This is a genomic window from Streptomyces sp. NPDC050211 (assembly GCF_040656035.1).
In the GTDB taxonomy this organism is placed as follows: Bacteria; Actinomycetota; Actinomycetes; order Streptomycetales; family Streptomycetaceae; genus Streptomyces.
In genome coordinates this window covers 7,335-20,216 of sequence record NZ_JBFALC010000107.1, presented here as the reverse complement: position 1 = coordinate 20,216, position 12,882 = coordinate 7,335, and the positions used below count along the sequence as shown (strand labels likewise).

Genomic DNA, 12,882 nt, shown 5'->3' with positions numbered 1-12,882 from the left:
GGGCGCAGGCGGCACCCCGTCAGCGCCGGGCTGCGCGACCCGCCCCGCCTCAGCCCCCGCGCCGGGCTGCGCGACACACCCCCGTCCAGCCCCACCCCGCCCCTCAGTCCTCCGACTTCTCGTCAAAGCTGGCGAAATACGCGGCCACCATGTCCTCGCCCCCATGCCCCTGCACAACCGCCCGCTCCAACCGCTCCGCCCCGGCCGCCGCGACATCCAGCCGCACCCCCCGCCGCTCACCCGCCTCGACGATCAGCCGCGCATCCTTCGCCGCGGTCGTCACCGCGAACTGAGGAGGCGTCAGCCGGTCCTCCAGCAGGAGCCCGGCCTTCGCCCGCAGATACCCCATGTCGAGCGGCCCACCCGCGATGAGGTCGAAGAACCCCTGCGGATCCACCTCGAGCGCCTTGGCCAGCGCCAGCACCTCACCGGTGGCGTTGGTCGCGGCGATCACCCAGCTGTTGGCCACCAGCTTCAGCCGCGTCGCGGTACCCGCCGCCCCGTCCTCCCCGGTCCACACGGTGCGCGCACCGACCGCGTCGAACACCGGCGTCACGGTCTCCCGCCCCCGCTCCGGCCCGGCAGCGAGCACGGTGAGCTGCCCGGCCTCGGCGGGCTGCCGGGTGCCCAGCACGGGCGCGTCGTAGAACACCAGGTCGTGCCCCTGGGCGAAGGCCGCCAGATCGGCGATCGAGTCGAGACCAGCGGTGGTGGACTGCACCCAGACGGCGCCGGAACGCAGGCCGGGCGTGGCCTCGTCCATGACGTCCAGCGCGGCGGGACCGTCGTACAGCATGGTCAGGACGACATCGGCGCCCCGGACGGCGTCGGCGGGCGTGTCGGCGATGTACGCACCGTCGGCGGCGAGGGGCTCCGCCTTGGCGCGGGTGCGGTTCCAGGCCCGCACGGCGAGGCCGGACTTCGCGAGGTTACGGGCCATCGCGGCCCCCATGATCCCGGTGCCCAGGACGCTCACGGTCAGCTGGTCGGTCATCTGCGTCAACTTTCTGTGTCGCGGGTGTGCGCGAGTGCCACGTCTGTACAACGTAGGGGAATGCCTGCCCGGTTTCGGCGCCGGAAGACGCGGACGAGGCCGTCCGGCCGCGCAGGAGAAGTGTCGGCCCGCACGGCTGTGACCAGGCGGGGGCCGATCCCCGGAGCGTGGTCCGCCCCGATTAGAGTGAGGCGGTGAACGGCGACTGGCTCATCCGCGGCCGAGACGGCCGCCTCGGTGTCTACTGGCCGTCGGACGACGCCGTCCTGTGCCGGGCGGAGCGCGTCCCCGGCGGCCCGTGGGACGCCCCGCGCCGCGTGGGCGGCGAGCAGAGTGTGCAAGCGGGGTTCGCGGTCGGCCAAGGAGCCGACGGCTACGCCCATCTGGTCGCCTGGCGGCCCACGGTGCAGGGCGAGTCGGGCCTGGTGCACTCCACACACTTCCGGCCCCTGCTCGCGCCCCTGGACTGGATCCCGATCGGCCATCCCCAGAAGAACGGCGAGCGGACCGGCACCCCCGCCGTCGCCGTCGACGCCGAGGGACGGGCGTACCTCTTCGTGCGCAACCGCAGCAAGGGCCTCCACACCATCAACCAGAAGGAACGCGGCGGCTGGAACGGCTGGCACAACCTCAGGGGCTCCAGGGTGCACGAGGAACTCGTCGCCGTCACCGGGGAGTCGGGCCTCGTCGAGGTGTACGGCACCAACCCCGACGGGATCCTGAGCTGGCATCAGCAGGAACCCGGCGCCCGCCCGGTCGCGGCCGATCCCCTGCCCGTGCGCATCGAGCCGGGCACGCTCAGCGCGCTGCCGACGTCGAAGGAGCACACGACGCTGTTCTTCGCGGACCCCGAGGGCATGCTGTACGCGTGGCGGCCGGGCGGCGGCGACCCGGTCGCGCTCATCGCCGCGGTGGGCCCCGGCCCTGTGGCCACCTTCCGCTGTGTCCTGGACGGCCACGACTGCACCCTGCTCGCCCAGCGCTCGGCCTCCGGCCGGGTCGCCTTCGCCGCCTACCCGACCGAACAGGAGTCGGCGGGCCTGTGGTGGACGGAGTCCGGCCCGCAGCTCGCGGCGGGCACCCGGGTCGCCCTGGCGGAGGACGCCGAGGGACGCGTCGTGGCCGCCAGCATGACCCCGGACGGCGTCCTGCGCCTCGCCCGCCAGAAGGACGAGCCCGGCCTAGCGCTCGCCGCCTGGCAGGAAGACCTCTAGGGCCTGTCCGGCGGATCATGCCGGCGTCGCGGGGTCTGGCACGCACATCTGCACCGATGAGGCACCGTTCCTTGCAGCCGGCCTGATCCGCCGGACAGGCCCTAGCCACGACAACACCAGTGCCCCGCACACCGGTTGGCGTGCGGGGCACCGACGTACATCACCAGCGGTTTATACGGGGACGCTGGCCACGCCCGCCTCCAGGAACCGCTTCCCGTTCACGCGCTCCGACACGCCCTCACGGTCCAGGTACGGCGTGATGCCGCCCAGGTGGAAGGGCCAGCCGGCGCCGGTGATCAGGCAGAGGTCGATGTCCTGGGCCTCGGCGACGACACCCTCGTCGAGCATGAGCCCGATCTCCTGCGCCACCGCGTCCAGGACGCGCGCCCGCACCTGCTCCTCGGTCAGGACGACATCGCTCTGCTTCAGCAGCGCGGCGACCTCGGGGTCGAGCTCGGGCTTGCCGCTGTCGTAGACGTAGAAGCCGCGCTTGCCCGCCTTGACGACGGCCGCGAGGTTGGGGGAGACCGTGAAGCGGTCCGGGAAGGCCCGGTTGAGGGTCTCCGAGACGTGCAGACCGATCGCCGGGCCGACCAGCTCCAGCAGGACCAGCGGAGACATCGGCAGGCCCAGGGGCTCCACCGCCTTCTCCGCCACCTCGACCGGGGTGCCCTCGTCGATGACGTTCTGGATCTCGCCCATGAAGCGGGTGAGGATGCGGTTCACGACGAACGCCGGGGCGTCCTTCACCAGAACCGCCGTCTTCTTCAGCTTCTTGGCGACGGCGAACGCCGTGGCCAGCGAGGCGTCGTCGGTCTGCTCGCCGCGGACGATCTCAAGCAGCGGCAGCACCGCGACCGGGTTGAAGAAGTGGAAACCGACGACCCGCTCGGGGTTCTTCAGCTTCGACGCCATCTCCGACACGGACAGGGACGAGGTGTTGGTGGCGAGGATCGCGTGCGCCGGGGCGACCGCCTCGACCTCCGCGAACACCTGCTGCTTGACGCCGATCTCCTCGAAGACCGCCTCGATGATGAAGTCCGCGTCGGAGAAGCCCTCGGCCTTGTCCAGGACACCGCTGACCAGCGCCTTGAGGCGGTTGGCCTTGTCCTGGTTGATACGGCCCTTGCCGAGCAGCTTCTCGATCTCGGCGTGGACGTAGCCCACACCCTTGTCGACGCGCTCCTGGTCGATGTCGGTCAGCACGACCGGCACCTCCAGGCGACGCAGGAACAGCAGCGCGAGCTGAGAGGCCATCAGACCGGCGCCGACGACGCCGACCTTGGTGACCGGACGTGCCAGGTTCTTGTCCGGCGCTCCGGCCGGGCGCTTGCCGCGCTTCTGCACCAGGTTGAACGCGTAGATACCGGCGCGCAGTTCGCCACCCATGATCAGGTCGGCGAGCGCCTTGTCCTCGGCGTCGTAACCCTGCTGGAGGTCGCCGTTCTTGGCGGCGGCGATGATGTCGAGGGCACGGTAGGCGGCCGGAGCGGCCCCGTGCACCTTGCCGTCGGCGATGAAGCGGCCCTTGGCGACAGCCTGGTCCCAGGCCTCACCGCGGTCGATCACCGGACGCTCGACCTCGACGTCGCCCTTGAGTACCTGGGCGGTCCAGATCAGCGACTGCTCCAGGAAGTCGGCGCCCTCGAAGATGGCGTCGGCGATGCCCAGGTCGTAGACCTGCTGGCCCTTGAGCTGCTTGTTCTGGTTGAGGCTGTTCTCGATGATCACCGAGACGGCCTTGTCGGCGCCGATCAGGTTCGGCAGCAGCGTGCAGCCGCCCCAGCCGGGAACCAGGCCGAGGAAGACCTCGGGGAGCGAGAACGCGGGCAGCGCCTTGGAGACGGTCCGGTACTCGCAGTGCAGACCGACCTCGACGCCACCGCCCATGGCCGCGCCGTTGTAGTACGCAAAGGTGGGGACGGCGAGGCTCGCGAGGCGCTTGAAGACCTCGTGGCCGCCCTTGCCGATGGCGAGCGCGTCGTCGTGCTTCTTCAGCAGCTCGACACCCTTGAGGTCGGCGCCGACGGCGAAGATGAACGGCTTGCCGGTGACACCGACACCGATGATCTCGCCGGCCGCGGCCTCCTGCTCGACCTGGTCGATGGCGGTGTTCAGGTTCGCCAGCGAGGCCGGGCCGAAGGTGGTCGGCTTGGTGTGGTCGAAGCCGTTGTCGAGCGTGATCAGCGCGAAGCGCCCGGCGCCGTACGGCAGGTCGAGGTGGCGTACGTGCGCCTGGGTGACGACCTCGTCCGGGAACAGCTCGGCCGCGCCCTTCAGGAGTTCAGCGGTGCTCACTTGTTGCCTCCGGCGTCCTTGTGGTGCGGGTTCTCCCAGATCACCGTGGCGCCCATGCCGAAGCCGACGCACATGGTGGTGAGGCCGTAACGGACCTCCGGCTGCTCCTCGAACTGGCGGGCCAGCTGCGTCATCAGGCGGACGCCGGAGGAGGCGAGCGGGTGACCGTATGCGATGGCGCCGCCGTACTGGTTGACGCGCGCGTCGTCGTCCGCGATGCCGTAGTGCTCGAGGAAGGCCAGAACCTGGACGGCGAAGGCCTCGTTGATCTCGAAGAGGTTGATGTCCTCGATCGACAGACCGGCCTGGGCCAGCGCCTTCTCGGTCGCCGGGATCGGGCCGTAGCCCATGACCTCCGGCTCGACGCCCGCGAACGCGTACGAAACCAGGCGCATCTTGACCGGCAGGTTGTGCTCGCGGGCGAAGTCCTCGCTCGCGATGATCGACGCGGTGGCGCCGTCGTTCAGACCGGCCGCGTTACCCGCGGTGACCCGGCCGTGGACACGGAACGGGGTCTTCAGACCGGCCAGGTTCTCCAGCGTCGTACCCGGGCGCATCGGCTCGTCGGCGGTGACGAGACCCCAGCCGGTCTCACCAACCTCCGCGTTGGTGTTGCGCACCGAGATCGGCACCAGGTCCTGCTGGATCTTGCCGTTCGCGTACGCCTTCGCGGCCTTCTCCTGCGAGCGCACGGCGTACTCGTCGGCGCGCTGCTTGGTGATGGTCGGGTAGCGGTCATGCAGGTTCTCGGCGGTCATGCCCATGAACAGGGCGGACTCGTCGACCAGCTTCTCGCTGACGAACCGCGGGTTCGGGTCCACGCCCTCGCCCATGGGGTGCCGGCCCATGTGCTCGACACCACCGGCGATGACGGCGTCGTACGCACCGAAGGCGATGGAGCCCGCGGTGGTGGTGACGGCGGTCAGCGCACCGGCGCACATGCGGTCGATCGAGTAGCCGGGCACCGACTGCGGCAGACCGGCGAGAATGCCGGCCGTCCGGCCGAGGGTCAGGCCCTGGTCGCCGATCTGCGTGGTCGCGGCGATGGCGACCTCGTCGATCTTCTTCGGGTCGAGACCGGGGTTGCGGCGCAGCAGCTCCCGGATCGCCTTCACGACAAGGTCGTCGGCGCGGGTCTCGTGGTAGATGCCCTTCGGGCCCGCCTTGCCGAACGGGGTGCGGACGCCGTCGACGAAGACGACATCCCTGACGGTACGAGGCACGATGGCTCTCCTCCAGAGGTGCGGGATCTGCACTGCTGCGTTGCAAGCGCTGAGCGCGCGCTCAGGCCCATGCTACTTGTGGGTAACGTAGCTGCACACCCCTGGCAGGGGGAGCGGCGAAGGTCACATCGAATTGGCTGTATCGATGTGCGGCTCCGCCGCTTACGGCGCCTTGGCGGACAAAGCCTCCACAAGCACCGGAGTCACCAGCTCGACTTGCCAGGCCCGCGCCCCGAACCCGGCCAGAGCAGTCCCCACCGCCTCGGCGTCAGCCGGAACCGGCGGCTCCCAGCAGACCCTCCGCACCGTGTCCGGCGTGATCAAGTTCTCCTGCGGCATGTTCAGTTCCTCGGCCAACGCCGAAACCCCGGCCCGGGCCGCGGACAACCGAGCGGCCGCGGCCGGATCCTTGTCGGCCCAAGCCCGCGGCGGCGGAGGCCCGGTGACGGCCTGACCGGGCTGCGGCAACTGCGCGTCGGCCAGCGCCTTCGCACGATCCACCGCCGCCTGCCACTGCTCCAGCTGCCGCCGCCCCATCCGATGCCCGAACCCGTTCAAAGCGGCCAGCGCATGCACATTGGCCGGAAGAGCGAGCGCGGCCTCCACGATGGCCGCGTCACTCAGCACCTTCCCCGGCGACACATCCCGCCGCTGCGCGATCCGGTCCCGCGCCTGCCACAGCTCGCGCACGACGCCCAGCTGCCGACGCCGCCGCACCTTGTGCATCCCGGACGTACGGCGCCAGGGATCCTTGCGCGGCTCGGCGGGCGGCGCCGCAGCGATCGCCGCGAACTCCTGGTGGGCCCACTCCAGCTTGCCCTGCCGGTCCAGCTCCTTCTCCAGGGCGTCCCGCAGGTCGACGAGGAGCTCCACATCCAGCGCGGCGTACCGCAGCCACGGCTCGGGCAGCGGGCGGGTGGACCAGTCGACCGCCGAGTGCCCCTTCTCCAGGACGAAGCCGAGAACGCCCTCGACCATCGCGCCGAGCCCGACCCGCGGGAACCCGGCGAGCCGCCCGGCCAGCTCGGTGTCGAACAGCCGCGTCGGCACCATGCCTATTTCCCTGAGGCAGGGCAGATCCTGTGTGGCGGCGTGCAGCACCCACTCCACGCCGGACAGCGCCTCGCCGAGGCCGGAGAGGTCGGGACAGTCCACCGGGTCGATCAGCGCGGTGCCCGCGCCCTCGCGGCGCAACTGCACGAGGTAGGCGCGCTGTCCGTAGCGGTAGCCGGAGGCGCGCTCGGCGTCAACGGCGACGGGGCCGGAGCCGGCGGCGAAGGCGGCGATCACCTCGGCGAGCGCGGCGTCGTCGGCGACGACCGGCGGAATACCGTCACGCGGTTCGAGCAAAGGGATCGGTTCAGGGTTCGGCGCCCCCGTAACAGAAGATCCGCCGTCGTCCGGAGGGGCGCCTCCGGTGGTTCGCAGTGAGCTGTCTGCTGAGGTCTATGGGGCGTCGGAAAATTGAAATGTGTTTATGTGTATGCCCCGCCCCCGTCGCCGCACCGTCCCGCCCCCGGGCGCTTGAGGGTCGTAAACCAGTCAGGTCGGTGAAAGATCCGGTTCACGACGCATGGGGTTGGTGAGGCGGGACCAGCGGCCGGTCCCGATCATGAGTTCACGGAGGTGAATACGGCGGCTCGGTGCGGGCTCAGTGGATGATTCCGGTGCGCAGGGCCACCGCCACCATGCCGGCACGGTCGCCCGTGCCGAGCTTGCGGGCGATACGGGCGAGGTGGCTCTTGACGGTCAGGGCGGACAGGCCCATCGAGACGCCGATCGCCTTGTTCGACTGGCCCTCCGCCACCAGTCGCAGCACCTCGACCTCACGGCCGGACAGCTCTCGGTAGCCGCCCGGGTGGCTCGGGGCACCCGGGGGGCGGCGGTGCATACGGGCGGCGGCGGCTCCGATGGGGGCGGCGCCCGGTCGGGTGGGGAGCCCGACGGTCGTACGGGTGCCGGTGACGACGTAGCCCTTGACGCCGCCGGCGAGGGCATTGCGTACGGCGCCGATGTCGTCGGCGGCGGAGAGGGCGAGGCCGTTGGGCCAGCCCGCGGCGCGGGTCTCCGACAGGAGGGTGAGGCCGGAGCCGTCGGGCAGGTGGACGTCGGCGACACAGATGTCGCGGGGGTTGCCGATGCGGGGACGAGCCTCCGCGATGGACGAGGCCTCGATGACGTCGCGCACACCGAGCGCCCACAAGTGGCGGGTGACGGTGGAGCGGACGCGGGGATCGGCCACGACCACCATGGCGGTCGGCTTGTTCGGGCGGTAGGCGACCAGGCTTGCGGGCTGCTCGAGGAGAACGGACACCAGGCCTCCTGGGGTGCGGGGACGACTTCTAGGTCACAGTCGTCTTCGGCACCAAACCTCTGTTTCTTTAGAGAAAGATCACGATCTAGTGAGTAACAATCAGGGCAATTCGGACAGGCTGTCGATCGCTCGATGAACGAATCGGTTCGTTCGAGGGCTCGTTCATGACTGAAAGTGGCCGTATCGACAAAGCGAGAGATAGGCGTCGGCCGTTGGGGTGGCCGTCAGCGTGACTGCGGCCCCCGCCGCTGCGGCAGCGTCACCACCGAAGCGTCGCCAGGACCGGCCGGCGGCAGGCCCGCGACCTGAGCGAGCAGATCGCACCAGGACGCCAGGTGAGCCGCCGCGTCCGGGACGCCGCCCAGGCCCTCACGCGGCGTCCAGGAGGCACGGATCTCGATCTGCGAGGCCGACGGGCGCTCGGCCAGGCCGCCGAAGTAGTGCGAGCTCGCGCGCGTGACGGTGCCGCTCGGCTCGCCGTACGTCAGTCCGCGCGCCTGCAGCGCGCCGGTCAGCCACGACCAGCACACCTCGGGCAGCAGCGGGTCGGCGGCCATCTCCTGTTCCAGTTCCGCGCGCACCAGCGTCACCAGCCGGAAGGTGCCCCGCCAGGCGTCGTGTCCGGCCGGGTCGTGCAGCAGCACCAGGCGGCCGTCGGCCAGATCCTGGTCGCCGTCGACGACCGTGGCCTCCAGTGCGTGGGCGAAGGGGGCCAGGCGCTGGGGCGCGCGCGTCGGCTCGACCTCGACCTGCGGCCGCAGCCGTGCGGTGCGCAGTGCGTCGACGGCGGCGCGGAAGGGTGGCGGAGCGGTGGTGTCATGCCCAGCGCCCTCCTTCGCGTCGTCCATTCCGTCAGCGCCTTCCGACAGTTGTCCCTGAGCCGCAGCCATGCGGTGCAGATTAAGCGGAACGGGGGCCGGGTGCAGGGTAGACACCCTTGCCTGGGGTGGTTTGGTCGCCTACGGGGAGGGGTGATCGCTGTTGTGGGGCGGCTGCGGGCCTGTGGGGGCTGGGCGCGCAGTTCCCCGCGCCCCTAGGCCAGCTGCCCCTGGCCTTGGCTCTCAGTGCGGCGTGCGAGACTTTCCGTCGTGAGCGTCAATGACAGCCCTGGGGGCAAGCAGCCGACGGTGACGTATGACTCCGCCTTCATGAAGGCGTGCAGGCGGGAGAGTGTGCCGCATACGCCGGTGTGGTTCATGCGGCAGGCCGGGCGCTCGCTGCCGGAGTACCGCAAGGTGCGTGAGGGCATTCCGATGCTCGAGTCCTGCATGCGGCCGGAGCTGGTCACCGAGATCACGCTCCAGCCGGTGCGTCGGCACAACGTGGACGCGGCGATCTACTTCAGCGACATCGTCGTCCCGCTCAAGGCGATCGGCCTCGACCTCGACATCAAGCCCGGCGTCGGCCCGGTCGTCGAGCAGCCGATCCGCACCCGCGCCGACCTGGCTCGGCTGCGGGACCTGACGCCCGAGGACGTCAGTTACGTCACCGAGGCCATCGGCCTGCTGACGCGCGAGCTCGGCTCGACTCCCCTCATCGGTTTCGCCGGGGCGCCGTTCACCCTCGCGAGCTACCTCGTCGAGGGCGGCCCGTCCCGGACGTACGAGAACGCCAAGGCGATGATGTACGGCGACCCCGAGCTGTGGGCCGACCTGCTCGACCGCCTCGCGGACATCACGGCCGCCTTCCTGAAGGTCCAGATCGAGGCGGGCGCCTCGGCGGTCCAGCTCTTCGACTCCTGGGTCGGCGCGCTCGCCCCCGCCGACTACCGGCGCTCGGTCATGCCCGCCTCGGCGAAGGTGTTCGAGGCGGTCGCCGGGTACGGCGTGCCGCGCATCCACTTCGGTGTCGGCACCGGCGAGCTGCTGAACCTGATGGGCGAGGCCGGCGCGGACGTCGTGGGCGTCGACTGGCGCGTCCCGCTGGACGAGGCCGCCCGCCGCGTCGGCCCCGGCAAGGCGCTCCAGGGCAACCTCGACCCCACCGTCCTGTTCGCCTCCACGGAAGCCGTCGAGACCAAGACCCGCGAGGTCCTCGACGCGGCGGCCGGCCTGGAGGGGCATGTCTTCAACCTCGGCCACGGCGTCATGCCGAACACCGACCCGGACGCGCTGACCCGCCTCGTGGAGTACGTCCACACCCACACCGCCCGCTGACTCACCACGTGTGCCGGGGCCGTGCCCGCCTGCCGAACAGCAGGCCGCGCGGCTCCGGTGGCGGGGGGGTGCCTTGCTTGAGCGGCCAGGCGAGCAGCATGCCGGCGAGGAAGCCGACGATGTGCGCCGCGTACGCCACCGTGCCCGCGTCGGAGATGCCCTCGCCGGACGAGTACACGGCCTGGAGCGCGAACCAGAAGCCCAGCACCAGCCAGGCGGGCAGCCTGAGCGGCAGGAAGATCAGGAAGGGCACGAGGACCCAGACGCGGGCCTTGGGATACAGCACCAGATAGGCGCCCAGCACCCCGGCGATCGCCCCGGACGCGCCGATCAGCGGTTCGGCGGAGTCGGCGTTGAGGAGCGCGAAGCCGTACGACGCCGCGTAGCCGCAGGCGACGTAGAAGAGCGTGAACCGCACATGGCCCATGCGGTCCTCGATGTTGTTGCCGAAGATCAGCAGGAAGAGCATGTTGCCGAGCAGGTGCAGCCAGCTGCCGTGCAGGAACATCGCCGTGAGCACGCTCAGTTCCGGCGACTTGTCGTAGGACGGCGGGCCGACCACGCAGCCGGGCCCTTGCCGGCCGACGGCGACGTCACCGGTGGGCACCAGCTGGGGCAGCTGGTGGTGGATCAACTCCCTTGGCACCGCCGCGTACTGGTCGAGGAAGGCCTGGAGGTGGCAGAGCTGGGCCAGGCTGCTCTCTCCCGCCACGGAGCCGGCTATGCCCGGCATGGACAGGAAGACGACCACGTTCGTGGCGATCAGCGCGTACGTCACCCACGGGGTGCGGCGCGCCGGGTTCACGTCATGGACGGGGATGACCACAAGGAAGTAGTGCCCCCGATGAGGGCGGTGAATCGGTGAACGTCGCCGGGGGAGCGTGCGTATGTCTCTTCAACCGACCGCGGAATGGCGCTTCGCGGGGATGACGTGAGGAACAGGCGATGAACGACCGAGTTACTCCTCCCATTCATGCCTTGCCCGATGGTGAGGCCGAAGTTTCCCTGGTGCTGCATCTGCCCTGGGAGGACATTGCCCGACTCGGCCAGGAGGCGGGGCGGCTGGCGGCGCAGATGCAGCGGCCGGTGACGTTGGACGAGGCCGTCAGTCACAGGTTGCGGTCGGCTAGGAATGCCGCGCATGCGAGGCCCTCCGGGGAGCAGCCGGCCGCGGTTGCTACGGGGTCCGTTTCTTCGTTGCCGGCGAGGCCTCCGGCGGAGCAGGCGCGTCAGGCCATTGACCGGATCAACGGGACGGGTTGATTTTTCGGGGTGCGCCCCTTCAGGGGCGCTGCTGTACCGCCGTTGCGGCCTTTCTGGCCGCTACCAGTACCGGGTCCCAGACGGGGGAGAAGGGTGGGGCGTAGCCGAGGTCCAGGGCTGTCATTTGCTCTACCGTCATGCGTGCTGTGAGGGCTACTGCTGCGATGTCGACCCTCTTGCCTGCGCCCTCTCTTCCGACGATCTGGACGCCCAGGAGGCGGCCGGTGCGGCGTTCGGCGAGCATTTTCACTGTCATGGGGTTGGTGCCGGGGTAGTAGCCGGCGCGGCTGGTGGATTCGATGGTTACCGAGGTGAATTGGAGGCCTGCTCGGCGGGCGTCCTTTTCGCGGAGGCCGGTGCGGGCGATTTCCAGGTCGCAGACCTTGCTGACGGCTGTGCCCACGACGCCGGGGAAGGTGGCGTAGCCGCCGCCGATGTTGGTGCCGATGATCTGGCCGTGTTTGTTGGCGTGGGTGCCCAGGGCGATGTGGCGTTGCCGGCCGGAGACCAGGTCGAGGACTTCGACGCAGTCGCCGCCGGACCAGATGTCGGCGTGGCCGCGTACGCGCATCGAAAGGTCGGTCACCAGGCCTCCGTACGCGCCGAGGGGGAGGCCTGCCTGGGCGGCGAGGGTGGTCTCCGGGCGCACACCGATGCCCAGGACGACCACGTCCGCGGGGTATTCGGCGGCCTCCGTGGCCACCGCGCGTACGCGGCCGTCCTCGCCGGTGAGGATCTTGGTGACCGCCGCGTCGTTGACCATGGTGATGCCGAGGCCCTCCATGGCCTCGTGCACCAGGCGGCCCATGTCCGGGTCGAGGGTGGACATGGGTTCGCTGCCGCGGTTGACGACCGTCACCTCGTAGCCGCGGTTGATGAGGGCCTCGGCCATCTCGACGCCGATGTAGCCCGCGCCGACGACCACGGCACGTCGGCCACGCGTGCGTGTCAGGGTGTCGATGAGGGCCTGGCCGTCGTCGAGGGTCTGGACTCCGTGGACGCCGGGGGCTTCGGCGCCCGGCATGTCGGGGCGGATCGGGCGGGCGCCGGTGGCGATCACGAGTTTGTCGTACGACGTCCAGGACTCCGTGCCGGAATCGACGTCACGCGCGCGTACGCGCTGTCGGCCGACGTCGATCTCCGTGACCTCGGTACGCAGGCGCAGGTCGATGCCGCGGGCGCGGTGCTCCTCGGGGGTGCGGGCGATCAGCTGGTCCCGGTCGGGGACGTCGCCGCCGACCCAGTAGGGGATGCCGCACGCCGAGTACGAGGTGAAATGGCCGCGTTCGAAGGCCACGATCTCCAGCTCGTCCGGGCCTTTGAGGCGGCGGGCCTGGGGCGCCGCGGGCCAAACCCCCGCGGGGCCCCCCAAAACCCCCAACCGCTACCCCGCCAACCCCTCAACCCGCCATCAAAATCG

11 protein-coding genes are annotated in these 12,882 nt (G+C 70.5%); 3 read left to right on the top strand and 8 right to left on the bottom strand.

Going from position 1 to position 12,882, the window contains the following annotated elements:
- Window positions 1-103 precede the first annotated feature (103 nt).
- Window positions 104-1,045: an NAD(P)-dependent oxidoreductase gene (locus AB0I98_RS47070; RefSeq protein ID WP_362952247.1), complete on the bottom strand. Its 942-nt coding sequence runs from the start codon at window positions 1,043-1,045 to the stop codon at window positions 104-106.
- A gap of 143 nt (window positions 1,046-1,188) precedes the next feature.
- Between AB0I98_RS47070 and AB0I98_RS47065 the strand changes: the two genes are divergently transcribed.
- Window positions 1,189-2,208, top strand: coding sequence for a hypothetical protein (locus AB0I98_RS47065; protein ID WP_362952246.1), 1,020 nt, complete (start codon window positions 1,189-1,191; stop codon window positions 2,206-2,208).
- Between the two features lie 171 nt (window positions 2,209-2,379).
- Here the strand turns inward: AB0I98_RS47065 and AB0I98_RS47060 are convergent, their stop codons facing one another.
- The 5 genes from AB0I98_RS47060 to AB0I98_RS47040 form a co-directional block, all read right to left on the bottom strand.
- Window positions 2,380-4,506, bottom strand: coding sequence for a 3-hydroxyacyl-CoA dehydrogenase NAD-binding domain-containing protein (locus AB0I98_RS47060; RefSeq protein WP_362952245.1), 2,127 nt, complete (start codon window positions 4,504-4,506; stop codon window positions 2,380-2,382).
- On the bottom strand, window positions 4,503-5,729 hold the full coding sequence (locus tag AB0I98_RS47055) for an acetyl-CoA C-acyltransferase (protein ID WP_362952244.1): 1,227 nt from the start codon (window positions 5,727-5,729) through the stop codon (window positions 4,503-4,505). The genes AB0I98_RS47060 and AB0I98_RS47055 overlap by 4 nt, the downstream gene beginning before the upstream one ends.
- A 162-nt stretch (window positions 5,730-5,891) precedes the next feature.
- The gene (locus AB0I98_RS47050; RefSeq protein WP_362952248.1) at window positions 5,892-7,157 is read right to left on the bottom strand and encodes a ribonuclease D; all 1,266 of its coding nucleotides are present in this window, start codon (window positions 7,155-7,157) and stop codon (window positions 5,892-5,894) included.
- 223 nt (window positions 7,158-7,380) lie between these two features.
- Window positions 7,381-8,043 (bottom strand): response regulator transcription factor, encoded by a 663-nt coding sequence (locus tag AB0I98_RS47045; protein ID WP_155059374.1) that lies wholly within the window; start codon window positions 8,041-8,043, stop codon window positions 7,381-7,383.
- Window positions 8,044-8,267: 224 nt separating this feature from the next.
- Window positions 8,268-8,891: a DUF3000 domain-containing protein gene (locus AB0I98_RS47040; protein ID WP_362952243.1), complete on the bottom strand. Its 624-nt coding sequence runs from the start codon at window positions 8,889-8,891 to the stop codon at window positions 8,268-8,270.
- A 240-nt stretch (window positions 8,892-9,131) separates the two neighbouring features.
- On the opposite strand from AB0I98_RS47040, the gene hemE reads away from it, so the two are divergent.
- Entirely contained in the window at window positions 9,132-10,199 is a 1,068-nt protein-coding gene (gene hemE / locus AB0I98_RS47035) for a uroporphyrinogen decarboxylase (protein WP_362952242.1), read from the top strand.
- Between the two features lies 1 nt (window position 10,200).
- Here hemE and AB0I98_RS47030 read toward each other — a convergent pair whose 3' ends face one another.
- Window positions 10,201-11,025 (bottom strand): rhomboid family intramembrane serine protease, encoded by an 825-nt coding sequence (locus tag AB0I98_RS47030; RefSeq protein WP_362952241.1) that lies wholly within the window; start codon window positions 11,023-11,025, stop codon window positions 10,201-10,203.
- A 119-nt stretch (window positions 11,026-11,144) separates the two neighbouring features.
- Here AB0I98_RS47030 and AB0I98_RS47025 point away from each other — a divergent pair, with 119 nt between their 5' ends.
- Entirely contained in the window at window positions 11,145-11,462 is a 318-nt protein-coding gene (locus AB0I98_RS47025; RefSeq protein WP_362952240.1) for a hypothetical protein, read from the top strand.
- A gap of 19 nt (window positions 11,463-11,481) precedes the next feature.
- Here AB0I98_RS47025 and AB0I98_RS47020 read toward each other — a convergent pair whose 3' ends face one another.
- On the bottom strand, window positions 11,482-12,843 hold the full coding sequence (locus AB0I98_RS47020; protein WP_362952239.1) for an FAD-dependent oxidoreductase: 1,362 nt from the start codon (window positions 12,841-12,843) through the stop codon (window positions 11,482-11,484).
- Window positions 12,844-12,882 lie beyond the last annotated feature (39 nt).

Coding starts and splice junctions, on each gene's coding strand:
- AB0I98_RS47040 (WP_362952243.1), bottom strand. CDS start 8,891: ATGGACGACGCGAAGGAGGGCGCTGGGCATGACACCACCGCTCCGCCA.
- AB0I98_RS47025 (WP_362952240.1), top strand. CDS start 11,145: ATGAACGACCGAGTTACTCCTCCCATTCATGCCTTGCCCGATGGTGAG.